Origin of the sequence: Billgrantia tianxiuensis (genome assembly GCF_009834345.1) — a bacterium.
GTDB classification, from domain to species: Bacteria; Pseudomonadota; Gammaproteobacteria; order Pseudomonadales; family Halomonadaceae; genus Halomonas; species Halomonas tianxiuensis.
This window is the reverse complement of sequence record NZ_CP035042.1, coordinates 901,003-927,701: the sequence shown is the minus strand read 5'-3', so window position 1 is coordinate 927,701 and position 26,699 is coordinate 901,003. Positions and strand designations below refer to the sequence as shown.

The window sequence follows — 26,699 nt, the reverse complement described above, 5'->3', positions numbered from 1 at the left end:
TGCCTGCTAGGGCGACTCGACCCAGGCGCCAAGTGTCACGCGGGTTTGTGCTTGCTGTTTCAGGAAGTCACGCCGAATACGGCCACGCGGAATCCACTCTTCCATGAGCTTGCGCTTCTGCCATGGGAGCTTGCCGGGGTGGTTCAGAATGCCCTGGGCATCTCGATATTCGTGGAGAAAATCCTGGCCGAACTCCAGCACGCACTTGGCTAACGTTGCCACCTGTTTTCCCGAAGTCATCCCATGGCGCTGACCTATTCTTTCTGCCGCCTCGACCGCCGCCAGGAGGTCTGCCAGCGGCGTCTCGGCGTAGGGTTCCATGAGTTCCCTGGCCAGCTTGCGCTGCGCCCGGGTCTTCTGCAGGGCGCCGAAGCGGGCGAACTCGGTGGGATCGATGGCGAAGCTGCGGCCAGGGGTGATGGCGTTGGCCTCGCGGTCGCGCTCCGTTGCTGCGTCGCTCAGCGCCAGCCGCAGCAGCCGTCCCTGTACTTCCTGGGGCGTGGCGGCGAAGTGGGGCGGATCGCGGAGGTTGGCCGTGTCGGGGACGGTCATCAGCGGCGAGAGACCGACGATGAGCGTTTCCAGCGGGGCCATGAAGGCGGCCAGTTTCCAGGGGGCCAGCGCCTGGGCCATGTCCAGCGCCACGCGCGGGTCGTAGAAGCGGAAGTAGACCGGGGCCTGGTCGTTGGCCGGGATCCACAGCATGGTGAACTTGCGCAGGTGGCTGCGCAGCTGCTTCAGGGTGGCGTGGGATTGCAACAGGATGCCCCAGTGCTGGTCCTGGGGCAGGCTTTGCAGCCAGTGGCGGATCTCGCTGTCGGCTTCGAGCCGCACCAGCCAGGGCGCGATGGCGCGGGTGGCGGCATCGGTGGTGGCGTAGAGGCAGGCGCTCTGGACCTCGGCACTGGCGAGCCGCTGCATGACGTCGCGACAGTTGACGCCGTCGATCACCGCCCACAGCGGTGGCGAGGTGGGGGTGGTGGAAGTGAAAAGATCGGGCCAGGTAATCTCGTCGTAGCGGACCGGGGGCGGCGGCGGGCCGGGTTCCTCGGCCGGCGCTGCCGCTTCCGGCAGCAGCGGGAGCATCTCGCCGAAGGCCACCGGGGTGCGCGGTGAGATCGCGTCTGCCAGTCTCTGCAGCGTGTAGGAGGTGCCTTCGCGACGAAAGCGCTGCAGCAGGGTCTGCACTGCGTCGAGGCGGACCAGCGTCAGGCCTTCGGCGGCGAGCGTTGCGAGCAATCGGGCGCGCATATCCGCTTCCGATTCGGCCCGTACCACCACGGTGACCATGGCCTCGTCGGCATCGGCCTCCCAGCGTCTCGCCGTGGGCGAGCCGGCGCGCAGGTGGCAGCGCCCCGTCCAGTAGTCGTGGGACGACATGGGGCTTAGCCCTGCAGCGGGCAGTGGGAGACGAAAGGACTGCCTTCTCCGGCGGCCGCTTCCAGCACGGCGGGAATGGGCGGCAGGGCGGCGGCCCCCGGGGAGGCCGAGCCGACATTGATATGCGGCGTGACGTCGACGCGACCGCCCGCGACGACCAGTGCCGCGCCGCCCGCGACGAGGGTGATCTTCGCGGCGTCGAGCACGATCTCGCCGTCGGCCTTGAGGGTGATGTCGCCGCCGGCATGGGTCTGGAAGCTGCTGCCGACGCGCAGGCCGCGTTCGCCGTCGATCTTCTCGCTGAGATTGGCGCCGACGGTGACCTCGCGGTTGCCCTCGATGGTTTCGATGCGGTCGTTGGCCACGGCGAGGTGGGAGTCATGGCCGATGGTGGCGCTGTCGTCGTACTCCACACGCTTCTGGCGCGAGTTCTCGACGTGCAGCTCCAGGTTCTTCTGGGCGTGCACGTAGATGAATTCCTCGCCGGCCTGGTCTTCGAAGGTCAGTTCGTTGCTGCCTTCGCCCTGGTGCGTCTGGGTCTTGATCGTGGTACGGGTCTTGTGGACGGGCAGCGGATAAGGCGGCAGGTTCGTCGCGTGGTAGGTACGCCCGGTGATCAGCGGCTGATCCGGATCGCCCTCGAGGAAGCTGATCACCACCTCATGGCCGATCCTGGGAATCGCCATGCTGCCGTAGCCGCTGCCGGCCCAGCCCTGGGCGACCCGGATCCAGGCGCTGGCGGTGTCATCGGGCGCGGCGTCGCGGTCCCAGGGGAACTGCACCTTGACCCGGCCATACTCGTCACAGTAGATCTCTTCCCCCGCCGGCCCGACCACGAAGCCGATCTGGGGGCCGTCGACCCGCGGCTTGGGGTTGGGCTCGGGGCGCCAGGCCACGTCGCCGGGAGTCAGCACCAGTTCGTTGTGGTAGCGCGTCATGCCACCCGCGTCGTCGGCCGCCCCTTGCTCGCCGTTCAGGACGATACCGTCCTCCTCCAAGGCCTGGGGCTGCTTGCCGTAGTGGGTGACCGAGACCAGTTGCCAGTTGCGGTTGAGGCTCTCGGCATCGTGGTCGGTGAGGTCGAAGCGCAGGCCGGGCGCGAGTTCGGGCAGGTCGCTCTCGGCCTCGGCCGTGAGCGCCTCGTGGCGCAGCGACTCGAGGCGTATGCGGGTGAAGGGCTGACCGGAGGCGTCCTGCTTGTAGCGGCCGGGATAGTCGTAGTGTTCGTAGTCGTCGCGCTGACCGTGAGCTTCTAGATCGCGTGCGGCGTGGTCGTGCAGTTGTCCGTAGGCCGGGTTCTTGAACGAGTAGTCCTTGAGCGTGACCGAGGCGGGCGCGACCCGGGCCAGCTGACGCAGCTGGCGCACGTGCCGGGCGGGCGCAGTGCCGCCGGCACGGCTGTGGTAGGTACGCGGCCCGAGGTCGCCGAGCACGTGGGGCGCATCGGCGAACACCAGCCGATGCCCGCCGTCATGAAACTCGTGGAAATAGAACAGCCCCTCTTCGGCGGCCAGGCGCTCGATGAAATCCAGGTCCCGCTCCCGATATTGCACGCAGAACTCCCGAACCTCGGGTTCGCGGGTCACCGCGAAGGCGATATCGCGCAGGCCGCGTTCCTCGCACAGGGTCTCGATGATGGCAAGCGGCGAAGTCTGCTGAAAGATGCGCGAATTCTGGCGCAGCGAGAGGCGCCACAGGGCGGGACGCAGCACCAGCGAATAGAAGGTGCGGCGATGGCCGCGATCGCCACGGCCGAACTCGCTGATCACCCCCTGGATCCGGCGCAGCGGCTCGCCATCCTGCCAGATCGTGAGACAGGCCTCGCGGTCGAGCAGCTCGGTGGCGTCCAGATCACCGTTGCGGCTCGCCAGATTGAGCGTCAGCTCGAACGGTTTGGAGAGCGTTTCGCGATGGATGAAGTCGACTACCGCCACCTCGTCGACGCCGGGCAGGGCCAGGGTGAACTGCAGTCCGGTTGCGTGCGCCATGACGCCTCCCTACGTCGATGTTGCTGGGCGTCGCGTGTCCGCCCGACGCTGCATTAGGGGTTTCTTTAGTGAATGAGAAAAATACCATCCCCTCCCGGAGGCTTCTGTCGCTTTTCTCTGATGGATTTGTAAGCCATGGCGGACAAAAAGGCGACGACATTGGCTATTGACAGGATGCAGCCCGCCGAAGCGGGCCGCACTCATCCAGCCAGTGTTCCTGTTGAAACGGTTTTCAGGTTCCGGCAGTAGCCAGTGGCCGTGTCCTTACGCCCATCAGGATCATCAGCGCGGCCAGCAGCAGCACCGCACCGCTGGCGGCGAACACATTGAGGGCTCCGCCCAGGTCGAAGATAAGTCCCCCCGCAGCCGCCCCGGTGGCGATCGCCAGGTTGATGGCGGCCACCAAGAGACCACTGGCGCTCTCGGCCTCGTCGGGCACCGTGCGGGTGAGCCAGGTCGACCACGCCACCGGAATGGCGCCGAAGGCCAGCCCCCACACTGCCACCAGCGCAGCGTCCGTAGCCGGCGTACTTTGCAGCACTACCAGTGCCACCCCGAGCGAGCCCATCAACAGCGGCATCGCGATCATGGTCAGGCGCAGGCTGCGCTCGACCATCCAGCCACCCAGGTAGTTGCCAAGGAAGTTGGCCACGCCGAAGCCCAACAGGATGGTGGCCACGCCGCTGACACCAACGCCGGTTACGGTCTCGAGGAATGGCCGAATGTAGGTAAAGAAGGCGAAGTGGCCGGTGAAGACCAGGGCCGCGGCCAGCATGCCCAGGCCCACCCGCGGCCGCATCAGCACGTCGAACAGGGTGCGCAAGCGGGTCAGGCCGCTGGGTGCCATGCGCGGCAGCGTCATGAACTGCACCGCCAGCGCCAGCAAGCCCAACAGTGCTGCCATGCGGAACACGTCGCGCCAGCCGAGCAGGTCGCCGAAGTAGCTTCCCAGCGGCGCCGCAGCGATGGTCGCCGCGGATACTCCGCTGAACATGATCGACAGCCCCGCGGTACCAGATCCTCGGGCACCAGGCGCATCATGGTGGCGATCGACATGGTCCAGAATCCACCCAGCGCCATCCCCAACAGCACGCGCCCGATCAGCAGTACCGTCAGATTGGGGGCAAACGCCACCATCAGGTTCGAGGCCACCAGCAGCATCGAGAAGCCCAGCAGCACATGGCGCCGGTCGATGCGGCGGGTGGCGGTGGAGATCAGCAGGCTGGTCAGCAGTGCCACCGCCGCGGTAACCGTGACCGCCTGGCCCGCCATGCCTTCGGTCACGCCCAGGTCCGCCGCCATGGGTGTGAGCAGGCTGGCGGGCAGGAACTCCGCCGTGACCAGCCCGAATACGCCAAGGGCCATCGAGATGACTGCCCCCAAGCGGGCCTGGCCCGCTGTGCCAACTCGTTCATCGTTCGTTCTCCTTTCCTAGAGAAGCGTTCGTCAGGAACGAGAAGACTAGAGCGATCAACCCGGACGATCTATGCTAGAAGCTCTCGAATGCTTGATCATTCATCCGAAACTGATGAATGCCTACAGTAACAGGAGCACAGGATGCCAAAACCGGAACTGCCCAGCGATCTGGTCAGCGAGCTGCTGCTCGGGATGCGCCTGCGCGGCATCGCCTATCGTCGTATCCAACTTTCGCCCCCGCTGGGGGTCGAGTTCGGCACGGCCGCGGGCTGGGCCCAGTTCCACTTCGTCGCACGTGGCCCCGTCTACTTGCGCAGCCCCAGCGGCAGCGTTCATACCCTCTCGACGGGCGATGCCCTATTGCTGCCGCGGGGCGGCCCTCATGCCCTGCTCTCCTCCCCTGACCAGCCGGCCCAGGACGTCACCGCCTTCGAAAGCGCCAGGCTGTGCGAGGCGGTCAGCGCGATTCGCGCCTGCCCGAAGAATTGCACCCTCGACGGCGCCCTGACCTTCAGCGGCTGTATGGAGTTCGACTTGGGCAGCATGCACGCCCTCGTTTCGCTGATGCCCGAGGTGATGTACGTCGGCACCCTGCTCGAGCGCCAGCCCGAGATACTGCCCATGCTCGAGGCAATGGAGCGCGAGGCGAGAAGTGAACGGGCGGGCTATGCCGCTATCCTGGCGCGGCTCGCCGACGTGATGGCCGCCTTCATCGTGCGCGGCTGGGTGGAGTGCGGCTGTGGCGATGCCAGCGGTTGGATCGAGGCGCTGCGCGATCCGCGCCTGGGGCGCGTCATCGCCGCGCTGCATCGCGAGCCGGGGCGCAACTGGACGGTGGCGGAACTCGCCGCCGAGATGGGCAGCTCGCGCTCGGTGTTCGCCGAGCGCTTCCTGGCGGTAACGGGCATGACACCGCATCGTTACGTGACCGAGCTGCGCATGCGCCTGGCGGCCCAGTGGATCGGCCGGGAGCGGCAACCGATCGAAAGCGTGGCCTACCGCCTGGGCTACGGCAGTGCGGCCGCCTTCAGCCGCGCCTTCAAGCGTATCCACGGCCATCCGCCCGGTGCCTTGCGCCAGCAACACGAGGCCAGAACGGATGCGCCCCCGTACGAACCCGCCGCCAGGAGCCCCCATGAACGAAGCCCAGTCGCTACAGCGGGCCATTGATGAACCGGTGCACCTGGCGGAGTACGACCCCGCCTGGCCGGCACGCTTCAAGGCCGAGCGCAAGCGTCTGCTGGAGCGCTTCCCCGCCGCGCTGATCGAGGTGCAGCATATCGGCAGCACCGCCATTCCCGGCATGCCGGCCAAGCCCATTATCGACGTCATGGCCGGGGTCGCCTCCATGGCCGTGGCCGATTTCCTGTTCGAGCCCATTCTCGATCACGGCTACGTGACCTCGGTCGAGTTCAACGCCGGCCTGACCGACCGCCGCTGGTTCATGCGCCATGCCAATGGCCGACGCACCCACCACCTGCACGTAGTGGCTTACGACGGCAAGCTGTGGCGCAAGCGCCTAGCCTTTCGCGACGCCCTGCGCACCGATGCGGCGCTGGCCGAGCGCTATGCCGCCCTCAAGCGCGAGTTGGCTTTGCGTCACGGCACGGATCGCGAAGCCTATACCCGGGCCAAGGGGGAGTTCATACGCTGCGTTTGCGCTTCATGAAGCAAGACGCAACGGCGCGATACAGCGGCCTCAAGCTGGGAATCAGCATGGGAGTCGTTGCCTGATAGGCCCGGTAGTGATCGCCAAAGGCCCGCACCAGGCTACGCTCTTCGAAGTGAATGCCGATCAGAATGTAGAGGCTCATGCCTGCCGCGAAGAAGAAATGGCCAACTGTCATGTGAGGCGTCGACCAGAAAGCCAGCAACAGCCCCGACATGAGGGGATGACGCACCAATCGATGCAGCCCTGGGGTGTGAAAGCCAATCTCGCAGGGTGCTCTGCCACGCAGACGGCGATAGGCCTGGCTGATACCCAACAGTTCTCCATGACTGATCAGAAAGGTGGCGTACACGACCAGCACCCAACCCAGCACGAACAGGCACCAGAGCGCCACGGCAAGGCCGCCCTCCACCCACCACAAGGTAAGGGGCAAGGGCCGCCAGCCCCAGTAGAGCAAGCCCAACATGAGAGATGACAACAACACGTAGGTGCTGCGCTCCATTGGTGCCGGTATCCAGGCTCGGCACCAGCGCTTGAAGCCTTGGCGCGCCATGATGGAGTGCTGTACACCGAACATCAGCATCAGACTTGCATTGATCAGTAACGCCTGACCTATCCCGCTGACAGGGCCATGGTTCACTGTCCTTGGCACGAGGATATCGGCGGTAAAGCCGATCAAATAGGCGCTACATAGCCAGAACACTAGATAGGCCACTACGGCATAGAGCATCGTTACCCAGCGCATCGTCATCTCCTGAACCCATGGGGGTTGGCATCGGTAAGGTTGGGAGTCGAATCGTGCTCAGGCTGTTAGCTGATAGAATCAAGATGAGGTGCGGCGCACCCCGCCATCCTTGCCTGCCACTCATGACTCGGCGCCAGCTTGCCCGGTCGGCGTCGCCTGTGCGTCCACTGGGAGCCGACCCACTTCGGCTGTCTGCGATGGAGATACCCGTGTGTCGCTGAAGCTGTTCCTGTTTGGCTATCCCCGGCTTGAGCACGGCGGCCATTCCCTTCCTCTCAAGCTGCGCAAGGGGCTGGCTCTGGCAGCCTATCTGGCCATGGCCGGCAAGCCTGTCGGTCGCGACCTGCTGGCGGAATTGCTGTGGCCCGAGGCCCCCTCCGGAGAGGGCCGAGCCAGCCTGCGTCGCACCCTGCACCGCTTGCAGCGCCAGCTCGGTATCGATCTGTTCGTCACGACCTCGGAAACCGTCGCCCTGGCACCCGCTGTGGTGGCATCGACCGACGTCGTCGTCTTTCAATCGCTGCTCGAACGACACTCTAGCCGGGCCCCTGCCGGGCAGACAATGGCGGAACTCCACCAGGCGAGTTCACTTTACCGCGACGACTTTCTGCTCGGGTTCACGCTTCCCGAGTGCCAGGATTTTGCCGATTGGCAGGCTCGGGTATGCGAGGAGCTGCGCCAAGGATTCGGTGAAGCCCTGACGCAACTGGCGCAGGCGGCAGCCGCTGGCAACGATTACGAGGCGGCACTCGCCTACGCACAGCGAAGGCTGACGCTCGATTCTCTTCACGAGCCGACACATCGGCTATTGATGCGGCTCCACGCCGAAGCCGGACACCCGGCTGCGGCCCTCTGCGTGTACGATGAATGCCGCGTCACGCTAATGCGAGAGCTGGGGATCTCTCCCCAGAAGAGCACTGAAAGCCTGCGACGGACCATCGCCGATGGTGTATATCCCACGGCGAGCGTGCCAACGAGCGAACCGACGCCAGTCAGATACGTAGTCAGCGACGGGGTCCATGTCGCCTACCGACTGTATGGAGAGGGTCCGCTGACGCTGGTAGTCCTGCCAGGCTTCGTATCGCATCTCGATTTTTATTGGGACCAGCCGGAACTCGCCCGCTTCATGCAGGCGCTCGGCCACATGGCCAGGGTGGTGTGCTTCGACAAGCGCGGCGTGGGCCTGTCCGATCGTATCGACTATGCCGCAACGCCGCAGCATACGGCACGGGACCTGCTGGCCATTCTCGATGCCGAGAGCATCGAACGGGTCGTGCTGCTGGGTGTTTCCGAAGGTGGCCCGACAGCCCTCACCCTGACGGCGACTACACCGGAACGGGTCACGGCTTTGGTTCTCTACGGCACCCTGGCGCGAGCCCTGCGCACGCCCGACTACCCTTGGGGCTACCCCCCCGAGCGCTACGATGCCCAGGTCGAGGCCTTGATCAACGACTGGGGCGGCCCTGCCTGTATCGAGAGCTTCGCCCCCGGCTGGGCACTCGATGTCGAGCGACGCGCCTGGTGGGCACGGGCCCTGCGCCTTGCGGCCAGTCCGCGTACGGTGAAACAGGTCTTCGAGGCGCTGAAGTCAATCGACGTGCGGCCCCTGCTTGCCAGGATCGACTGCCCCACGTTGATACTTCATCGGCACGGCGACAAGGCGGTACCGGTCGAACATGGGCGATTCCTTGCCCGCCAGATGCCCCATGCCCAGTGGGTGGAGCTTCCCGGCGAGGACCACTGGTGGTGGGTCGGCGATACCCGCGACATCCTGCGCCACCTGGATGAGTTTCTGGCTTCTCTCCGCCACTCTTGAGGGACGCTCAGAGGACGCAACGGCTGCACTCTTCTCAGTTCCATTATGTGGAATGGCCCAACAAGTGGAATGGAGAGCCCCGATGCCCTATCTCGTCAACCGCCAAGTCAAGATCCACTTCCAGCAGTTGGGAGAGGGTCCGCCTCTGGTGCTTCAGCATGGCTTCAGCGACAGCATTTCCGGCTGGTACGAAGCTGGCTGGGTGAAACGGCTAGGACGCCATTTTCGTCTGATCATGATCGATGCGCGGGGCCATGGTCTCAGCGACAAGCCGCACGCTCCCGACGCCTACGACCTCAGCCACCGCGTCGACGATGTGCTGACCGTCATCGACACGCTTGGGCTCGAACGAGTCCATTTTCTCGGCTACTCGATGGGCGGCTGGATCGGCCTGGGCCTGGCCCAGGCAGCACCGCACAGGCTTCTCAGCCTTACCCTTGGCGGCATCCATCCCTATGGCCAGGACATGAGCCCTTACCGACGCGGTATCGCCCACGGCATGGACGGCTGGGCCAAGCTCGTGCAGCAGGCTGCGGGAGGCCGCATACCGGATAGCACCATGCAGCGAATTCGCGCCAATGACCCACAAGCGCTTGCCGCCGCCGTGGCACACGACCGGCCTGCGCTCAAAGGGCCTTGGGACCAGCTACGCTGCCCTTGCCTGCTCTTCGCGGGTACCCACGACCCACTCCTGCCGCAGGTGGAGCGCTTTGCCCATGAGCTGCCGGAAGCCCAGTTGGTAAGAATCGAAGACGCCGATCACACTCAGGCCTTCTTCAAGCCCGCCAGGCTAACCCCCGCCTTCCTCGAGCTTTTGCAACCCAGTAAGGATCATGTATGACTTCGGCCTCTTTCGCCCCTTGGAGCGGAATGGTAGGTACAGGCAGACGAGAAGGGCTGCTTAGAGACCGGGCTGATTAGTTGAGATGCACCGCCTCGAACTGCGCCACGGCGGTGCCTGACGCATCGCGCAGGGTCAGCGTCTGGCCTTCGACCTGCCAGGTCGCCGTCGCTTCCAGCGCGGCCAGGAAGGCCCGCTCGGTTTCGCCGCCTTGCAGGCAGGCCATGCGCGTGGTGATCAGGGGGCCGAAGTGAAGGGCATTACTTTCCAGCCGATAGTTGCCTGCCAGGCGGTTGCATCCGGTGGAGCCCGCCACGCGGTTCTCCTCGGTGTGCAGTACGAAATGCGCCTCGCGCTGGTTGTCCACCGCTACGGGCGTGACATCGCCGACCTGGGTCAGCTTCCAGTAGGTGTTCACCAGCGACTCGTCGTGTGTCATCGAACCCTCCATGGCGGTACAGCCCATCAGCACGATGGCCAGTGAACTCAACAAGATGGCAAAGCGCTTTTTCATTCTCGTTCCCTCGGCAAGCAGTCTCGACTCCCGCCGGCACGGCGGGCTCCATGTGCCGTAATGTCGGAGAAGCCGCGGCGAATAGCCAGCCTGAATTACGCAGATACCGGGGATTTCGCGCCCTCGGCCAAAGGCCAGGCTAATACCGCCTGGAGTATCTAACCAAGAATGTCGATGCCCCGGTGTCCTTCCTCGACGCCTTCCACCAGAATGACGTCGCCCACGGCATTGGCGGTGCGCAGCGGCAGGATGCGCCGGTAGGCCTCGGAGCGATACCAGGCCCGGGCCTGTTCCAGGCTGGGGAAGCCGAGCATGATCGTGTCGCCCTGCCAGCTGCCCTCCAGCACCTCGGTAGGGCCGCCGTGGATCAGGTAGCGGCCGCCATAAGGCGAGAGGGTGGCATCGATCTTCTCCAGGTACTCGACGATCTCAGGGCCCATGGAGACATCCTGCAAGCGGGCGATGGCGTAGGCGGTCATGGCGTTGCTCCAGTAGTGGGTTTGCCTCGACAGCTTGGCCCCGCTCATGCGGCCTGGCGATTACCTGCGAGGTAATAGCCAGGCATATCGCTTGGCGCTAATCTGGTGCCATGACCATGAATTCCCCTACCCCCGGGCAGCTGTTGAAGGAGTGGCGCCAGCGGCGGCGGCTGAGCCAGCTCGCGCTCGCCACCGAGGCCGACGTCTCCCAGCGCCACCTCAGCTTCGTCGAATCCGGACGCGCCGTGCCAAGCCGGGAGATGCTGCTGCGCCTGGCGGAGCAACTGGGCGTTCCCCTGCGCGAGCGCAACCGGCTGCTGCTCGCCGCCGGTTTCGCCCCGGCCTTCGGCGAACGCGGCATCGACGCCCCGAGCTGGGTGCGGTGCGCGGCGTGATCGAGCGGCTGCTGGCGAGCCATGCCCCCTACCCGGCGCTGGCCGTCGACCGCCACTGGCACCTGCTGATGGCCAATCGGCCGCTCGAGGCGCTGCTCGATGGCATCGACGCCGAACTGCTGAAGCCGCCGGTCAACGTGCTGCGGCTCACCCTGCATCCTCAGGGGCTCGCATCGCGCATCGGCAATTTCCGCGAATGGCGCGCCCATATTCTCGAGCGACTGGCGCGTCAGGCCGAGACGACCGCCGACCCGGCGCTCATCGAACTCGCCGAGGAGCTGAAGGGTTATCCGGTGCCGGCCGGCGCTCGCCCCCACCTGACCAGCGCGCCGTCGCGCCACGGCGGCATCGTCGTGCCGCTGGAGCTGGCCATGCCGGATGGCCGCGTGCTGTCGCTGTTGAGTACCACCACGGTGTTCGGCACACCGCTCGACATCACCCTGGAGGAACTCGCCATCGAGTCGTTCTTCCCGGCGGATGCCGCCACCCAGGACGCGCTGCAGCAGCTGGCGGCGGCCTCCTCACCTGGCTAGGCTGTGTCTGAAAAGTCGGCGAGCGAAGGTCAGACAAGGCAAAAATCAGCGAGAAGACGGAGTTTACGGGGTGTAAATGAGTACTTTGAGCTGATTTTTAACGCCGTATGGCCAAGCGCAGACAGTTTTCAGGCATAGCCTAGAACGACAGGCAGATCTTGCCGAAGTGACGCCCCGCCTCCTCGTGGCGGAAGGCGTCGGCGATCTCCTCGAGCTTGAAGGTGCTGTCGATGATCGGGCGTACGCCGCTGGCCTCGATGCCACGCACCATCTCCTGCTGGTGGATGCGGCTGCCGACGATCAGTCCCTGCAGGCGCGCCTGCTTGGCCATCAGCTTGGCGGTGGGTACCTCGCCCCCACGCCCGGTCAACACGCCGATCAGCGAGATATGACCGCCGATGCGCACGGCGTCGATGGACTGCGGCAGCGTACCCGGCCCACCGACCTCGATCACATGGTCGACGCCCTGGCCGTCGGTCAGCGCCTTCACCTTCTTGCCCCACTCCGGCTCGGCCTTGTAGTTGAGGGTGTGATCGGCGCCGAGCTGCTTGAGCCGTTCGATCTTCTCGTCGGAGGACGAGGTGGAGATCACCCGCGCCCCCATGGCCTTGGCGAACTGCAGGGCGAAGATGGAAACGCCGCCGGTACCCAGCGTGAGGATGGTATCGCCGGCCTTGAGGTGGCCGTCCACCACCAGCGCGCGCCAGGCGGTGAGGCCCGCGGTGGTCAGCGTGGCGGCCTCCTCGTGGCTGTAGCCCTTCGGCGCGTGGGTGAACCAGGTGGCCGGGCGAATGACCTGCTCGCGCGCGTAGCCGTCGACACCGTCGCCGGGCGTGGTCTTGAAATCGCCGACCCGCGCAGGGCCGTCGAGCCAGTAGGGGAAGAAGGTCGAGACCACCGCATCGCCCACGGCGAACGCCTCGACGCCCTCGCCCACCGCCTCGACCACGCCTGCGCCGTCGGACATGGGAATGCGACCATCCTCGGTCGGCATCTTGCCGGACACCACGCCGTAGTCATGGAAGTTGAGCGAACTGGCATGCACGCGCACTAGGATCTCGCCCGGTCCCGGCTCACCGGGTGCCTCCCGCTCGACGACTTGCAGCTGGTCCAGCCCGCCGGGGCTCTTCAGGGTTACCACTTTCATCTCGGCACTCCTCTATCTTTTCACTGCCTTTGGCATTTACTGAGAGTGCCAAGAGACTAGTCCATCATGCCGGAGGAAGCGCAAGCAATGGCGCGCCGCAGATAGGCCGCCAGCGCTTCCACCTGGGGCATACGCTGTGGCCAGTCGTCGCCGTCCCCATCAAGATAACCGCGCCGCGCCAGCGCCATCATGGCCTGGTGCTCGGGGGGCAGGCGTTCCAGCACCCAGGCGGCGGCCACATCCTTGGGCGCGATCTCTCCCGTCTCGAGGGTCATCCACATTCGTGCCAGGGTCAGCAGCACGTTGCGCTCGTCGCCCGGCAAGCCATCGATCAGGCCGGGCAGCGAATCGACGATCGCCCGTCGCAGGTCCGCCTCAGGGATCGGCGCGATCAGCTCCGCGAGTTCCGGCCCGCACAGGGCCAGGCTCGCCTGCCTGGCGGTGGTCAGCACCACGGCCAGGTCGGGATCGGTAGTCGCCGGCGGAATGCGGCCCTGCTCGAACTCGTCCCGCAACCATTCGCCGTAGACCAGCTCACTCCTCGGTGGGTAGCGCCACGGCACCAGCGCCTGCCGGCACAGCACCGTCACCTCCAACGGCCGGGGCGAGCCGTCGTCTGCCGGGCTACCGGAGACCCGCATCAGCGCCTCGACCAGGCGCCGACGCACCGGCTCCTCGGGCGGCCGGCCGACGATTGCCAGCACGTCCACATCGCTATTGGGGCGCAGGCCGCCGGTGAGCGCCGAGCCGAACAGATAGACGCCGACCACGCTCCCGCCCAGCTCGCGAACGATGATGTCGAAGGCGGCCACGGCCTCCTTGGGTAGCGGCCGTTCGGTCGCCCGGGAAGAGAGCTTCATCGTGTCCTCCATTTTCCTGATGCGCCACGCCGAACCGCCCGTGCACACTCTGTTGCCCTCAATGTTACTGGCTATCGCCCAGAGCCGCCTGCGCGTAGCGCCGGGCCGGCAGCAGCAGCGCGGCCAGCGCCACGCCGACGGCACAGGCGGCCAGCAGCAGGTAGAGACGGACGAAGCCGCTGGCCGGATCGTACCCCCAGGCCACGATCGGCACGGCCAGGGCACCGACGCCCAGCGACAGCACGTACTTTACGGCATAGACCCGTGCTCGCCAGTCGCTTGCGGTATGGCGCGCCACGATGGCGTCCTGCACGGGAATGACGCCGAACACCGTTATCATCAGCCCCAGCGACAACGCCACGACCCACCACTGCCCAGCTTGCCCCATCAGCAGGAACAGCGGCACCTGCAACAGCGCCAGCAACAGCATCAATTGCCGCGGCGAGACCCTGTCCACGGCCCTGCCGGTGACGAGTTGCGCCACGGAGGCGCAGGCAAAGACCATCGATGCCAGGCCGGCAGCGCTGACCAGGCCATTCCCGCCACCGTTGAAGGCGTCCTCCATGACCTTGGGCAGCACCACGGTGGTGGCCGCAAACACGAGCCCGCCCATCAGCGCCGTGATGACCAGGTAGGCGAGGATTCGGCCCGGCAGCGCCACCGCGGTCGGCACCGCTGCCGGGGGTTCGGCGGCGGCAGCGGACGCCTCACGCTTACCGCGTTCGGCCGGTACCAGCATCAGGTAGGCGATACCGCTCGCCAGGCACAACGCGCCGGGAATCAGGAAGGCCGCCTGCCAGCCGAACATGCCCGTGAGCGCTCCGGTCACCAGCGGCGCCGCCGCGACGCCCATGTTGCCCCACACGCCGTTCACGCCCAGCGCCTGGCCAACCCCTTCGCCGCTCTCCGCGACCAGGGCGATGCCGACGGGATGATAGATCGCCGCGAAGCTGCCCATGAGGAACAGCCCGGCCGCCATCTGGAAGGGGCTGCTGGCGAAAGCGGTGAGCAGGGAAGCCGCGCCGAGCCCCAGGAACATCACGGCCATCATGCCGTGCCGGCTCCAGCGGTCGCCCAGCCAGCCCGCCGGCAGGGTGAAGGCGGCAAAGGCAACGAAGCCCGCCGTGGCCGGCAACAGCAGCGCACCGTAATCGCCCTGACCGCGACTCTCGAGCGCCACCGCCACGGTGGGATGGATCAGCATGAAATAGTGGGCATAGGCGTGCCCCACATTGAGGAACAGTAACCGAACGCGATTGCCGCTCATGACCAGACTCCAGGATTGCCGGACTTTCAGGCTAAACTGGAGTCGAGGCGACTTCTCTCGCCATTCTGACAAGATATATCGCATAACGGACAACATGCTTAACACTCTGGCCCACTCCCTGCCCCTCTCACGTGAAGCCCTGCAGCGGCGCATCGAGAGCGCCTCGGGTCCGGTACAGCCCTATGCCTGCGACTATCCTGCCGGCTGGGATACCGGCCGCCATCATCATCTGCGCACTCAGCTCGTCTTCGCCACCCACGGCGTGATGACGGTCTCGACCCCGGCGGGATGGTGGGTGGTGCCGCCCCAGCTCGCGGTATGGATACCGGCTCGCCTGGAGCATGCCCTGCTGATGCATCGGGCCGTGAAGCTGCGCACGCTCTATCTCGACGAGCGCCTACCGGGTTACCAACCCAGCCGCGCGTGGTCAACGTCTCGCCGCTGCTGCGCGAGCTGATACTGCGCTTGATGGAGCTGCCGGCCGAGGCGACCGCCCACGGTGCCGGAGCACGCTTGGTCGCGGTGCTGCTGGATGAGCTGCACGAGGGGCCCACCTTGCCGCTGCACCTCCCCGAGCCCGACGACCCCGCGCTGCAGCGGATCTGCGCCGCCCTGCGCGACGACCCGGCCAACCGGGACAACCTGGCCACCTGGGGCCGCACGGTCGGTGCCTCGCCACGCACCCTGGCACGGCGCTTCCAGGCGCAGACCGGCATGGGCTTCGCCGCTTGGCGTCAGCAGGCCCGCCTGCTCGCCGCCCTGCCCATGCTAGCGGAAGGGCGCCCGGTCACGGCCGTGTCTCAGGAGGTCGGTTACGAATCGCCGAGCGCCTTCATCGCCGCCTTTCGCCGCAGCCTCGGCGTCAGCCCCGGGCGCTACTTTTCCCGCCAGGCCGGTGGCGGTTGAGTCGCTATTCCATGCCGTGAGATTGCTGCAAGCGCTCGTCGGCGACCAGCACCTCGGCCACGAAGGCCATGAAGGCACGGATGCGCGCCACCCGGCGCAGGTCGGGGTGAGTCAGCAGCCACAGGTCGGTGGCGAGCTCGGGGATCGGCTCGCCGAGTCGCGTAAGGGTCGGTTCGGCATCGGCGAGATAGCTGGGCAGCACGGCACGGCCCAGCCCGTCGCGGGCGGCGGCCAGCATGCCGAACATGGTGTCGACGCGATAGCGGCAGCACGCATTCGCTCCTTGCTTGGCCATCCAGGCGTCGAGCGCGGCATAGCCCAGATGGCGATCCGGCCCGACCCAGGCATCGGCGGCGCCATCGGAACGGGCGTAAATGGCCTGGGCGATGGTGCCGATCCGCCGCCCCACCAGATGCTCGGGTGGCGTGGGCGAGGGCCGCACCGCCACGTCGGCATCGCGCTGGGAGAGATTGAACAGCTGATTGGAGACCGCCACCTCGAGCACGATCTCGGGATGCGTACGCTGGAAGTCGGCAAAGATCGGCGACAGCAGCCCCATCAGCAGCGTATCGGTGGTGGTCACGCGGATGGTGCCGGAGAGGCGCAGGTCACGCCCCACCACGCGCCGCTCCGCCCCAGCACCTCGGTCTCCACGCGAGCGGCGGTCGCCGCCAGGTCCTCCCCGCCGGGGTCGGTGCGTAGCCCGTGCGCGAGCGCTCGAACAGCGCCACGCCCAGGCGCCGCTCGATGGCGTTCAGCCGGCGGAACACCGTGGCGTGGCTGGCCCCCAGCCGCCGCCCGGCGCCGGACAGCGACCCCGCCTCGGCGATGGCCTGTACCACGCGTAGGTCGTCCCAGTGCAGCGACTGCTCATTCACGATCCGCCCCCATCAGCACGGCCTGGCAGTTTCCCGTCTCAGAATTCGGTGACCACGGTTACGCCAACACCCTGGAACTCGTCCATGCTCGTCAGCGCCTTGATCGACTGTTCCAGGTCGATCCTTTGGCCAACCAGCTTCTCGGGCGCCAGCTTCCCGGTCTGGATCATGTCGAGCATGGCGCCGTAGCGATAGGCCTGCATGCCGTGGCTGCCCAGAATCTCGAGCTCGTTGGCGATCACCTTGCTCATCGGAATGGCCGGCGTGCTGTGATCGGCCAGCATGAGCCCGACCTGAACGTGCTTGCCGCGCTTGCGCAAATTGCTGATCGAGTTGAAACAGGTAGTGGGGTGCCCCAGCGCATCCAGCGACACGTGGGCACCGCCCCGCGTCACCTCGATGACCGCCTCGGCGACGTCTGCCACATCGGTTGCGTTCACGGTGGCCACCGCGCCCAGCTCGCGGGCCAACTGGAGCTTCTCGGCAGAGATATCGACGGCCACCACGTTGGCGCCCACGGCATTGGCGATCATGATCGCGGAGAGGCCGACACCGCCGCAGCCGTGCACCGCGACCCACTGGCCGCAGACGCCTTGCCCTGGTCGACCACGGCGCGAAACGAGGTCACGAAACGACAGCCCAGGCTGGCCGCCGTGGCGAAGTCCAGCGTCTCCGGCAAGGCCACCAGGTTGATGTCCGCCTGGTGGATGCCGACGTATTGGGCAAAGGAGCCCCAGTGAGTGAATCCGGGCTGGAACTGGCTGTCGCAGACCTGGTGGTTACCCGAGTAGCACTCGGGGCAGCTGCCGCAGCCGCCGACGAAGGGCACCGTGACGCGATCGCCCACTCGCCATTGCGTCACGTCCTTGCCCACCGCCTCGACGATGCCCGCCAGTTCGTGCCCCGGCACGTGAGGGAGCCGTATGTCGGGGTCGTGGCCCATCCAACCGTGCCAGTCGCTGCGGCACACGCCCGTCGCCATCACCTTGACCACCACGCCGTGTGCTTCCGGCGTCGGATCGGGAACGTGCTGGATTTGCGGCGGAGCGGAAAAGGCCTCGTAGACCACGGCTTTCATGCAAGATCCTCTCTGGCGGGATGTTCAGTCATGCAAAGTCGGCTGTCATATTTTGGGAATGTCGGTTCGTCAGCGTACAGCATAGCCTGAAGGCACGCATCACGTAGGCCAGCGAAGCGGAGACCCAAGATGCATGCCCTGATCGTGTTCTGCCACCCCGAACCGCGCTCGTTCAATGGCGCCCTGAAGGACGTCGCCGTCGAGACTCTGCAGCGGCAAGGCTACCGTGTCGAGGTCTCGGATCTCTACGCCGAGGGATTCGATCCGCTGGAGCGGCCTGGCCACTACGTCGAACGGGCCGAGCCCGAGACATTCTTCCCCTCACCGAGCAGCGCAGCGCTTTTGAAGGCGGCACCCTGCCCACCGACGTGAAGCGTGAGATCGAACGCCTGGAGCGCGCCGACCTGGTGATCCTGCAGTTCCCGCTGTGGTGGCACGCCCAGCCGGCCATGCTCAAGGGCTGGTTCGATAGGGTATTCGTCTACGGTGGGCTCTATTCGGGCCGCATGCGCTACGACCGCGGCCGTTTCCCCGACAAGCGGGTGATGCTCTCGGTGACCACCGGCGCCCCGGCGCCGACCTTCACCCGGCATGGCCGCAGCGGCCATATCGTGGCGCTGCTGTGGCCGATCCACTACTCGCTCTACTACCTCGGGGTACAGGTGCTGCCGCCCCAGGTCACCTACGGGGTGCAGGGCGGCGGGCTGAGCTACCAGGACGAGGCGGCATTTCGTGAACGCCTGGAAGCGGAGAAGGCCGCCTGGGCACGGCGACTGGAAGGGCTCGACGGCGAGGCGCCGATCCCCTTCGCCGGCTGGGACGACTGGGACGAGCAGGGCGTGCTCAAGGCGGGGCATCCCGCAGCGTGGGCGCTCTGACTCATCCCCTTGCGCTAGGGTGTGAGGCGCTCCACCAACGGCTGGATCGAGACGTCACGCGGCTCGCCGTCGAAGTCGTCCTGGATCAGCTCTGTCGCGCGCCGTTCGAGGTAGCGCCCTGCGCCTTCCACTTCGGCGATACGCTGTATATCGGCCAGCGCTTCGATCAGCTGTGGCGTCAGGCGGTCGAGCACCGGGCGCACCTCCTCGGCGAGGTCGGGCGGGTCGGCGAAAGTGGAACGCCCTTCCTGCAGCCATTGGTGGTGCAGGCGCCGCTGGATCTGCTTGCTGGCTTCGAACTGCTTCTCGAAGAAGCGCCGGGCGAAGTCCTCGTCGACGCCGGCGGCTTCGGCATCCTCCGCCACCTGGTCGAGGATCTGCGCCTCGCGTTCCGGCGCCTCGATAGGCGCGCCACTGTTCCACTTGGACTGGGCCACCAGCGGCGCCACGTCGAGCCGCTCGTCGATCAGCCCCAGCATGCGGTCGATGGCCGCCTTGTCCTCGTCGGGTGGCTCCGGTGGCTGCATCTGGCAGCCTGCCAGCAGCAGGGCCAAGGCAATGGCAAGCCAGCGTCCGGAATGGATGGGCAACGTCTTACGCAACGACATGGCGATCCTCGCTCGGTTATTGGAGATGATTCGAAAGAGTACTCCAATTCGGCTCAACGCTCCCGCTGGGATTCCCGCCACTCCTCGGCGGCCTCCTCCACGCCGGGCTCGTCGCTGCGGTTGCGCCTCCCCTGGCGGTAGGCCTCCTCCTCGCGCACGTCGTCGATCACGCTCATCAGCTCATTCACGTCCACGGTGCCGGTGTCATGCTCGAAGCAGCCGGTCAGCCGGCTCTCGGGATGCAGCTCGCCAGCTTCGTAGAGCGCCCAGATCTCCTTACCGTAGTCAGTGCCGAGCAGCTCCGGGGCGAAGCGGCCGAAGTAGCGGCGCATGTTGTCCACGTCGCGCTCGAACATCCACTCGGCGCTGTTGTTGCCGGCGGCGTCCACCGCCTGGGGCAGGTCGATGATCACCGGACCGTCGGCGGCCAGCAGCACGTTGAACTCGGAGAGATCGCCGTGCACCAGGCCGGCGCACAGCATCTTGACCACGTCGCGCAGGATCTTGGCGTAGTACTCGCGGGCCTGCTCGGGGCTCAGGATCACGTCGTCCAGGCGCGGGGCGGTCAGGCCCTCGGCATCGCTGATCATCTCCATCAGCAGCACGCCGTCGATGAAGCCGTAGGGCTGCGGTACCCGCACGTCCGCTGCCGCCAGCCGGTAGAGGGCATCGACTTCGGCGTTGAGCCAGGCCTGCTCCTGCTCCTTCTGGCCGTAGCGGGTCTTCTTGGCCATGGCCCGTGAGCGGCGGCTGTTGCGTTCGCGGCGCCCCTCCTGGTACTGCACCGCCTGCTTGAAGCTGCGCTGCTTGGCCTCCTTGAAGACCTTGGCGCAGCGCCGCTCGCCGTGGGAAATCACCACGAAGACCTGGGCTTCCTTGCCGCTCATCAACTGGCTCTCGACTACGTCGATCAAGCCGTCGTCGATCAGCGGCTGCAATCGTTTAGGTACCTTCACCTATCCTCCTACTGTTCTAAAGCGGCCATCAGCGGCTGACACGCCGGGCGCGAAACGAGCGCCCCTTGAGCTTGCCCGTGCCGAGCTGGGCAAGCGCCGCCTTGGCGACTTCGCGCTGCACCGCCACGTAGGCGCTGCGCTCCAGCACCTTGATCTTGCCCACCTGAGCTCCCTCGATGCCACCCTCGCCGGTCAAGGCACCGAGAATATCGCCGGGGCGCACCTTCTGCTTCTTGCCGCCGTCGAGCTGCAGCGTGGCCATCTGTGGCAGGAACGGCTCCCGCGTCAGCACGCTGCGCGGCGGCAGCGGTGCCTCCTCCAGCGGCTCACCGAGGAATTCGTTCAGCCGCTCGAGGCGATAGGCCTCGCTCTCGCCGACCAGGGTACAGGCGATGCCGGAGCCGCCGGCGCGGCCGGTTCGTCCGACGCGATGCACGTGGACCTCCAGGTCGCGGGCGATCTGGTAGTTGAATACCGCATCCAGCGCGGCGATATCCAGCCCGCGGGCCGCCACGTCGGTGGCCACCAGGATGGAAACGCTGCGGTTGGCGAACAGGACCAGGATGCGGTCGCGATCGCGCTGCTCCAGGTCGCCGTGCAGCGCCAGGGCACTGAAGCCCGCCTCAGCGAGGGCGTCGGCGAGCTCCTGGGCCTCGCGCCGGGTGTTGCAGAACACCACGCTGGAGCGCGGCCGGTGCTGCAGCAGCAGCCCACGCAGCGCAGCAAAGCGCTCCGTCTCGTCGGCCACCCGGTAGATGCGCTGGCGGATGGTGCTCTCGTCATGGCTTTCGGCCACCGCTACCTCGGCCGGGTCACGCATCAGCCCCTGGGCGATGCCCCTGACCTCGTCGCTGTAAGTGGCGCTGAACAGCAGGGTCTGGCGGCTGGCGGGCGTCGCGTCGACGATCGCCTCCAGGCTGGGCTGGAAGCCCATGTCGAGCATGCGGTCGGCCTCGTCCAGCACCAGCATGCCGAGCGTGGCGAGATCGAGCGCGCCCTTGCGCAGATGCTCTTCGATGCGGCCGGGCGTGCCCACCACCACATGCGCGCCATGCGCCAGCGAGGCCAGCTGCGGGCCGAAGGGCGCCCCGCCGCACAAGGTCAGCACCTTGACGTTGGGCAACGTGCGCGCCAGCCGCCGGATCTCGCCGGCCACCTGGTCGGCCAGCTCGCGCGTGGGGCATAGCACCAGCGCCTGGACCTGAAAGCGCGAGACATCGAGGCGCGAAAGCAGCCCCAGACCGAACGCCGCGGTCTTGCCCGAGCCGGTCCTGGCCCGGGCAATCACGTCGCGGCCCGCCAGCACCGGCGGCAGGCTGGCGGCCTGCACCGGCGTCATGGCGTGGTAGCCGAGCGAATCGAGATTGGCCAACAGCGGTGGCGCCAGCGGCAGCGAGGCAAAGGCCCCGTGGTTGGGAGAGTCGGACACGGAAAGAGACCTGAAAGAAATTGAGCGATGCCGAGACGGCCAGCAAGAAGAAGCGGGAGTGCCTGAAAGCACGAACCGAGGGTAAATGGAAGGCAAGCAGCATAACAGAAAGTGGGGGATGGCGTAGCCTTCTCGACCGTTGCAGGTCAGCAAGTGCTTACTGGGGCGGTCGTGATAGGGAGGGTGCCGAGAGGCATGCGACAAGATGAACCGGCACGGCGCATGGCGCCGTGCCGGTTCGTCTTCAAAGGGCAAGCCAGAGGCTTGCCCTCCTCAGGTGGAGGTCAGCGCAGGTTCGGCACTCGCCTGGCGCGGCTCATCCATGCGCTCGTCCCAGCCGCCGGCCAGCGCCCGGTAGAGTCCCACCAGGGCGGTGGAAGCGCGCACGTTGGCTCGCGCCAGGCCATCCTCGGCCTCGAGTCGTGAACGCTCGCTATCGATCACCTCGAGGAAATCGATCACGCCGACCTCGAAGCGTACCCGCGCCTGACGGGCCGCCTCGGTGCTGGCCTCGGCGGCAGCCGCCAGGTGCTCACGTTCACGCAGCGATTGGGCGTAGCGGGCAAGTGCCGTCTCGGCTTCCTCCAGCGCCAGCAGCACGGTCTGCTCGTAGCGTGCCAGGTTGGCTTCGGCGTCGGCATCGGCCGCTGCCATGCGCGCCCTCACCCGGCCACTGTCGAGAAACGACCAGTCCACCCCCAGCGCCACCAGCCGTGTCTCGCTGTCACGGCCGAACAGGTCGCCGGTGCTGGCGGCCTGGGTACCGAGCAGGCCGCTCAGGGTGAAGCGCGGGTAGAGGTCGGCGGTGGCCACGCCGATGCTGGCGGTGGCGGCATGCAGGCGTCGCTCGGCGGCGGCGATGTCCGGGCGTCGACGCAGCAGCTCGCCAGGCAGTCCGGTCGCCACCTGGTCCGGCAGTGCCGGTAGTGGCGCGGGTGCCTCCAGCCGGGCGACCAGCGCGGCGGGCTCGCGCCCGGTCAGCACCGCCAGGCGATGGGTAATGGCGGCGATCTCGGCCCGAAGCGCCGGGATGCGCGACAGCGTGCTCTCGAGCTGCGCCCGGGCACGTACGCTGTCGAACTCGGTGCCGCGCCCGGCCTCCAGCCGTGCCTCCACCAAGTCCAGCGACTCACGCTGGTAGTCGGCATTGGCCTCGGCCACGCGCAGCTGCTCCTGCAGGCCGCGCAGGCGCATGTACTGATCGACCAGCTCGCCGACCACCACCACCTGCATGGCGCGCACATCGGCGGCCGATGCTTCCGCTTCGGCCTGCTGGGCTTCCACGGCGCGTCGTACGCGGCCGAAGAAGTCGAGCTCCCACAGCGCGGCGACGCCGGCATCATAGCTCTCGAAGTCGCGCTGGGAGCGCGTCGCCTCGGGCATCTGGTCGGCACTGGCACGCTGGTGGGCGGCGCCGCCCTGGGCGGTGACGCTGGGCGCCAGGTCGCGACGCGACTGGCGCAGCAGCGCCAGGCTGCGGTCGTGGCGCGCCAGGGCGATGCGCAGGTCGTGGTTGGCGTCGAAGGCCTCCTCGATCAGCTCGGTCAGCAGCGCATCGTCAAAGCCGCGCCAGAATTCCCGCTCGACGGCTTCCGTGGTGACCAGCTCCGGCTCGGCACGTACCAGGGCGGCGGGTTCGGGCAGTGTCGGCGCACGGTAGTCAGGCCCCACCGCACAGGCGGCCAGCGCCAGGAAAAGCGGCAACGGCAGCAGGTGTCGCATGGTTCTCTTGCGTGTGGCCAGTTCAGGCATGGTAAGCCCCTCCACGGGCTGTGCGTCGCGAGGTTCGGCCTGCCCACGCGTGACCAGCTTGCGCAGGGCGACGTAGAACACTGGGGTCAGGAACAGGCCGAACAGGGTCACGCCGAGCATGCCGGCGAACACCGCCGTGCCCAGTGCCTGGCGCACCTCGGCGCCGGCACCGCCGGCCAGCATCAGCGGCACCACCGCGGCGGTGAAGGTGATCGAAGTCATGATGATCGGACGCAGGCGCAGGCGGCACGCCTCCAACGCCGCCTCGACGATGCCGCGACCCTGTATCTCCAGCTCGCGGGCGAACTCGACGATCAGAATGGCGTTCTTGCACGCCAGGCCGATCAACACCACCAGCCCCACCTGGACGAAGATATTGTTGTCGCCGCCGGTGAGCTTCACGCCAATCAGCGCCGAGAGCATGCACATCGGCACGATCAGGATCACCGCCAGCGGCAACGTCCAGCTCTCATAGAGCGCGGCGAGCGCCAGGAACACCAGCAGGATGGCGAGCGGGAACACGATCAGCGCCGCCCCGCCCTGGTTGACCTGCTGATAGCTCAGGTCGGTCCATTCGAAGGCCATGCCGGCTGGCAGCACCCCCGCGGCGAGCTGCTCCACCACCTGGATGGCCTGGCTCGACGACAGCACCCGCGGGTCGGCCTCGCCCATCAGGTCCGCCGCCGGGTAGCCGTTGTAGCGAATCACCGGGTCGGGCCCGAAGGTCTGGTCGATGCGGATCATGCTGCCGATCGGCACCATCTCTCCATAGACGTTACGGGTACGCAGGCGATCGATGTTGGCCACGTCCATGCGGAAGTCGCCATCGGCCTGGGCCATCACCTGCCAGGTGCGCCCGAAGCGGTTGAAGTCGTTGACGTAGACCGAGCCGAGGTAGACCTGCAAGGTCTCGAACAGGTCGGTCAGCGCCACGCCCTGGGTCTTGGCCTTGACCCGGTCGACGTGCAGGTCGAGCTGCGGCACGTTGGACTGGTAGGAGGTGATCGGGTAGCCCATGCCCGGTGCCTGCATCAGCGCGCCGCTGAAACCGTCCACCGCCTGCTGCAGCTCGCCGTAGCCGAGCCCGGCGCGGTCCTGGATGAACAGCGAGAAGCCCGAGCCCGAACCGATCCCGAGGATCGCCGGCGGGGTGAAGGCAAAGCTGAACGCCTCCTGCATGGCGCCGAACTTGCCGTTGAGTTCACCGACGATCTCCTCGGCGCTGCGCGAACGCGACTCGAACGGGTCGAGGCCGAAGAACACCGTGCCGGTGTTGGGCGTGTTGGTGAACTGCAGCGGGTTGAGCCCGGGGAAGGCCACCGCCGAGGTCACGCCTTCGGTCTCCAGCGCCAGTTCGGTCATGCGCCGGATCACCGCCTCGGTACGATCGAGCGAGGCCCCTTCGGGCAGCTTGGCACCGCCGATCAGGTACATCTTGTCTTGGGTGGGAATGAAGCCCCCGGCACCATCTGAAACATCACGCCGGTACCCGCCAGCAGCAGCGCGTAGACGGCGAACACGGCGCCACGCCGGCGCAGGCTGCGCGCCACGCCGCCCTGGTAGCCATTGGAGCTGGCGTTGAAGAAGCGGTTGAAGGGGCGGAACAGCCAGCCAAACAGGAAGTCGATCAGCCGCGACAGGCGATCCTTCGGCGCGTCGTGGGGCTTGAGCAGCATCGCCGCCAGCGCCGGCGACAGCGTCAGCGAGTTGATTGCCGAGATCACCGTGGAGATGGCGATGGTCACCGCAAACTGGCGATAGAACTGGCCGGTGACCCCCTCGAGGAAGGCCATCGGCACGAACACCGCGCACAAGACCACCGAGATGGCGATGATCGGCCCGCTCACCTCGCGCATGGCCTGGTGGGCCGCCGCCAGCGGGGCGAGCCCCTCCTCGATGTTGCGTTCGACGTTCTCCACCACCACGATGGCGTCGTCGACCACGATGCCGATCGCCAGCACCAGGCCGAACAGCGTCAGGGTGTTGATCGAGAATCCCAGCAGATAGAGCACGGCGAAGGTGCCCACGATCGACACCGGTACCGCCAGCAGCGGGATCACCGAGGCGCGCCAGGTCTGCAGGAACAGCGTGACCACCAGCACCACCAGCAATACCGCCTCGAGCAGGGTCTTGATCACCGACTTGATCGAGTCGCGTACGAACACCGTGGGATCGTAGACGATGGTGTACTCCACGCCTTCGGGGAAGCGCTGGGAGAGTTCCTCCATCTTGTCGCGCACCGCATCGGAGAGCGCAATGGCGTTGGAACCGGGCGCCTGGAAGATACCGATGGCCACCGCCTGCTGGTTGTCGAGCAGCGCCCGCAGCGAATACTCGGCGGCACCGAGTTCGATACGCGCCACGTCGGAGAGGTAGGTGATCTGCCCGTCGCTGCCCGCCTTGACCACGATGTTGCCGAACTCCTCCTCGGTGGTCAGGCGTCCCTGGGCGTTGATCGAGACCAGGAAGTCGGACGTGGTCGGCGTCGGCGGCGCACCGAGCTGACCGGCCGAAACCTGCACGTTCTGCTCGCGAATTGCTGCGATCACGTCACCGGCGGTGAGCCCCCGCGCCGCGGCACGGTCGGGATCGATCCACACCCGCATGGCATAGTCGCCGGCGCCGAACAGCATCGCCTGGCCCACGCCGGGCAGGCGTGCCAGCTCGTCGCGTACGTGCAGCGCCGCGTAGTTGCGCAGGTAGGTGCTGTCGTAGCGGCCATCGGGCGAGATCAGCTGCGGCACCATGGTCAGGTCGGGTGACTGCTTGTCGGTGGTCACGCCCTGGCGGCGCACTGCCTCGGGCAGCCGCGCCAGCGCCTGGCTGACCCGGTTCTGCACCTGCACCTGGGCCTCGTCCGGGTCGGTGCCGGGGCGGAAGGTCAGCGTCATCGCCAACACCCCGTCGGAGCCGGCCACCGACTTCATGTACATCAGGTTCTCGACTCCGGTGATCGCCTCCTCCAGCGGTGTGGCCACCGTTTCGGCGATCTCCCTGGGGTTGGCGCCGGGATAGACCGCGCGCACCTGCACGGTGGGCGGCACCACGTCGGGGTATTCGCTGACCGGCAGCAGCGGGATGGTGATGGCGCCGGCGATGAATATCAGGATCGACAGCACCGCGGCGAAGATCGGCCGGTCGACGAAGAACTTGGCGAAATCCAT

26 protein-coding genes and 2 pseudogenes are annotated in these 26,699 nt (G+C 66.8%); 10 read left to right on the top strand and 18 right to left on the bottom strand.

What is annotated here, in order from left to right:
- Nucleotides 1–6: 6 nt before the first annotated feature.
- The 4 genes from EKK97_RS04310 to EKK97_RS25305 form a co-directional block, all read right to left on the bottom strand.
- Nucleotides 7–1,380, bottom strand: coding sequence for a DUF4123 domain-containing protein (locus tag EKK97_RS04310; RefSeq protein WP_159549493.1), 1,374 nt, complete (start codon nt 1,378–1,380; stop codon nt 7–9).
- 5 nt (nt 1,381–1,385) lie between these two features.
- Entirely contained in the window at nt 1,386–3,368 is a 1,983-nt protein-coding gene (locus EKK97_RS04305) for a type VI secretion system Vgr family protein (RefSeq protein ID WP_159549490.1), read from the bottom strand.
- 232 nt (nt 3,369–3,600) lie between these two features.
- Nucleotides 3,601–4,320, bottom strand: coding sequence for an MFS transporter (locus tag EKK97_RS04300; protein ID WP_277987348.1), 720 nt, complete (start codon nt 4,318–4,320; stop codon nt 3,601–3,603).
- Entirely contained in the window at nt 4,227–4,733 is a 507-nt protein-coding gene (locus tag EKK97_RS25305; protein ID WP_277987334.1) for an MFS transporter, read from the bottom strand. Before EKK97_RS25305 ends, EKK97_RS04300 begins: the two co-directional genes overlap by 94 nt.
- Before the next feature lie 192 nt (nt 4,734–4,925).
- On the opposite strand from EKK97_RS25305, the gene EKK97_RS04295 reads away from it, so the two are divergent.
- Together EKK97_RS04295 and EKK97_RS04290 are read left to right on the top strand one after the other, a co-directional pair.
- Nucleotides 4,926–5,954: an AraC family transcriptional regulator gene (locus EKK97_RS04295; protein ID WP_159549487.1), complete on the top strand. Its 1,029-nt coding sequence runs from the start codon at nt 4,926–4,928 to the stop codon at nt 5,952–5,954.
- Complete coding sequence (locus EKK97_RS04290) at nt 5,920–6,453, top strand: GrpB family protein (protein ID WP_159549484.1); 534 nt, start codon at nt 5,920–5,922, stop codon at nt 6,451–6,453. Before EKK97_RS04295 ends, EKK97_RS04290 begins: the two co-directional genes overlap by 35 nt.
- On the opposite strand, the gene mddA is transcribed toward EKK97_RS04290, so the two are convergent.
- Entirely contained in the window at nt 6,428–7,198 is a 771-nt protein-coding gene (gene mddA, locus EKK97_RS04285) for a methanethiol S-methyltransferase (RefSeq protein ID WP_159549481.1), read from the bottom strand. The genes EKK97_RS04290 and mddA overlap by 26 nt on opposite strands.
- Nucleotides 7,199–7,409: 211 nt before the next feature.
- Here mddA and EKK97_RS04280 point away from each other — a divergent pair, with 211 nt between their 5' ends.
- Together EKK97_RS04280 and EKK97_RS04275 are read left to right on the top strand one after the other, a co-directional pair.
- Nucleotides 7,410–9,014 carry a bifunctional AfsR/SARP family transcriptional regulator/alpha/beta hydrolase gene (locus EKK97_RS04280; RefSeq protein ID WP_159549478.1) on the top strand — a complete coding sequence of 535 codons (1,605 nt, stop codon included), beginning with the start codon at nt 7,410–7,412 and terminating at the stop codon, nt 9,012–9,014.
- An 82-nt stretch (nt 9,015–9,096) separates the two neighbouring features.
- A complete protein-coding gene (locus EKK97_RS04275; RefSeq protein ID WP_159549475.1) occupies nt 9,097–9,855 on the top strand; it encodes an alpha/beta fold hydrolase in 759 nt (252 codons plus the stop codon).
- Between the two features lie 76 nt (nt 9,856–9,931).
- Here EKK97_RS04275 and EKK97_RS04270 read toward each other — a convergent pair whose 3' ends face one another.
- Nucleotides 9,932–10,369, bottom strand: coding sequence for an META domain-containing protein (locus tag EKK97_RS04270; protein WP_159549472.1), 438 nt, complete (start codon nt 10,367–10,369; stop codon nt 9,932–9,934).
- Between the two features lie 158 nt (nt 10,370–10,527).
- Nucleotides 10,528–10,896 carry a DUF1330 domain-containing protein gene (locus tag EKK97_RS04265; RefSeq protein ID WP_234286601.1) on the bottom strand — a complete coding sequence of 123 codons (369 nt, stop codon included), beginning with the start codon at nt 10,894–10,896 and terminating at the stop codon, nt 10,528–10,530.
- A gap of 68 nt (nt 10,897–10,964) precedes the next feature.
- Here EKK97_RS04265 and EKK97_RS23595 point away from each other — a divergent pair, with 68 nt between their 5' ends.
- Together EKK97_RS23595 and EKK97_RS04260 are read left to right on the top strand one after the other, a co-directional pair.
- Nucleotides 10,965–11,243, top strand: coding sequence for a helix-turn-helix domain-containing protein (locus EKK97_RS23595; RefSeq protein WP_201297008.1), 279 nt, complete (start codon nt 10,965–10,967; stop codon nt 11,241–11,243).
- Nucleotides 11,231–11,776 (top strand): MmyB family transcriptional regulator, encoded by a 546-nt coding sequence (locus EKK97_RS04260; protein ID WP_201297007.1) that lies wholly within the window; start codon nt 11,231–11,233, stop codon nt 11,774–11,776. Before EKK97_RS23595 ends, EKK97_RS04260 begins: the two co-directional genes overlap by 13 nt.
- Before the next feature lie 139 nt (nt 11,777–11,915).
- Here the strand turns inward: EKK97_RS04260 and EKK97_RS04255 are convergent, their stop codons facing one another.
- From EKK97_RS04255 to EKK97_RS04245, 3 genes are all read right to left on the bottom strand, one after another.
- Nucleotides 11,916–12,923 carry a zinc-dependent alcohol dehydrogenase family protein gene (locus EKK97_RS04255; protein WP_159549469.1) on the bottom strand — a complete coding sequence of 336 codons (1,008 nt, stop codon included), beginning with the start codon at nt 12,921–12,923 and terminating at the stop codon, nt 11,916–11,918.
- A gap of 56 nt (nt 12,924–12,979) precedes the next feature.
- A complete protein-coding gene (locus EKK97_RS04250) occupies nt 12,980–13,783 on the bottom strand; it encodes an aminoglycoside adenylyltransferase family protein (protein ID WP_159549466.1) in 804 nt (267 codons plus the stop codon).
- Nucleotides 13,784–13,847: 64 nt separating this feature from the next.
- The gene (locus EKK97_RS04245; protein WP_159549463.1) at nt 13,848–15,050 is read right to left on the bottom strand and encodes an MFS transporter; all 1,203 of its coding nucleotides are present in this window, start codon (nt 15,048–15,050) and stop codon (nt 13,848–13,850) included.
- 94 nt (nt 15,051–15,144) lie between these two features.
- On the opposite strand from EKK97_RS04245, the gene EKK97_RS04240 reads away from it, so the two are divergent.
- Nucleotides 15,145–15,507: an AraC family ligand binding domain-containing protein gene (locus EKK97_RS04240; RefSeq protein WP_159549460.1), complete on the top strand. Its 363-nt coding sequence runs from the start codon at nt 15,145–15,147 to the stop codon at nt 15,505–15,507.
- Entirely contained in the window at nt 15,474–15,956 is a 483-nt protein-coding gene (locus EKK97_RS04235) for a helix-turn-helix domain-containing protein (protein WP_159549457.1), read from the top strand. Before EKK97_RS04240 ends, EKK97_RS04235 begins: the two co-directional genes overlap by 34 nt.
- Before the next feature lie 4 nt (nt 15,957–15,960).
- On the opposite strand, the gene EKK97_RS04230 is transcribed toward EKK97_RS04235, so the two are convergent.
- The 3 genes and pseudogenes from EKK97_RS04230 to EKK97_RS04225 form a co-directional block, all read right to left on the bottom strand.
- Nucleotides 15,961–16,578: a LysR substrate-binding domain-containing protein gene (locus EKK97_RS04230; protein ID WP_340162926.1), complete on the bottom strand. Its 618-nt coding sequence runs from the start codon at nt 16,576–16,578 to the stop codon at nt 15,961–15,963.
- Nucleotides 16,565–16,834, bottom strand: coding sequence for a helix-turn-helix domain-containing protein (locus EKK97_RS25630; protein ID WP_340162925.1), 270 nt, complete (start codon nt 16,832–16,834; stop codon nt 16,565–16,567). Before EKK97_RS25630 ends, EKK97_RS04230 begins: the two co-directional genes overlap by 14 nt.
- A 38-nt stretch (nt 16,835–16,872) precedes the next feature.
- A pseudogene (locus EKK97_RS04225) lies at nt 16,873–17,912 on the bottom strand (zinc-dependent alcohol dehydrogenase family protein).
- Between the two features lie 129 nt (nt 17,913–18,041).
- Between EKK97_RS04225 and EKK97_RS25625 the strand changes: the two are divergent.
- Complete coding sequence (locus EKK97_RS25625; RefSeq protein WP_340162924.1) at nt 18,042–18,284, top strand: NAD(P)H-dependent oxidoreductase; 243 nt, start codon at nt 18,042–18,044, stop codon at nt 18,282–18,284.
- Entirely contained in the window at nt 18,281–18,790 is a 510-nt protein-coding gene (locus tag EKK97_RS04220) for an NAD(P)H-dependent oxidoreductase (protein ID WP_340162923.1), read from the top strand. Before EKK97_RS25625 ends, EKK97_RS04220 begins: the two co-directional genes overlap by 4 nt.
- A gap of 14 nt (nt 18,791–18,804) precedes the next feature.
- Here the strand turns inward: EKK97_RS04220 and aroQ are convergent, their stop codons facing one another.
- The 5 genes and pseudogenes from aroQ to EKK97_RS24255 all read right to left on the bottom strand — a co-directional run.
- Nucleotides 18,805–19,398: a gamma subclass chorismate mutase AroQ gene (gene aroQ, locus EKK97_RS04215; protein WP_159549454.1), complete on the bottom strand. Its 594-nt coding sequence runs from the start codon at nt 19,396–19,398 to the stop codon at nt 18,805–18,807.
- Between the two features lie 53 nt (nt 19,399–19,451).
- On the bottom strand, nt 19,452–20,354 hold the full coding sequence (locus EKK97_RS04210) for a PA4780 family RIO1-like protein kinase (RefSeq protein ID WP_159549451.1): 903 nt from the start codon (nt 20,352–20,354) through the stop codon (nt 19,452–19,454).
- 28 nt (nt 20,355–20,382) lie between these two features.
- On the bottom strand, nt 20,383–21,783 hold the full coding sequence (gene dbpA, locus EKK97_RS04205; protein ID WP_159549448.1) for an ATP-dependent RNA helicase DbpA: 1,401 nt from the start codon (nt 21,781–21,783) through the stop codon (nt 20,383–20,385).
- Nucleotides 21,784–22,056: 273 nt separating this feature from the next.
- Nucleotides 22,057–23,505 carry an efflux transporter outer membrane subunit gene (locus EKK97_RS23590; RefSeq protein WP_201297098.1) on the bottom strand — a complete coding sequence of 483 codons (1,449 nt, stop codon included), beginning with the start codon at nt 23,503–23,505 and terminating at the stop codon, nt 22,057–22,059.
- Nucleotides 23,506–23,559: 54 nt separating this feature from the next.
- Nucleotides 23,560–26,699: pseudogene (locus EKK97_RS24255) on the bottom strand (efflux RND transporter permease subunit); the annotation flags it as partial.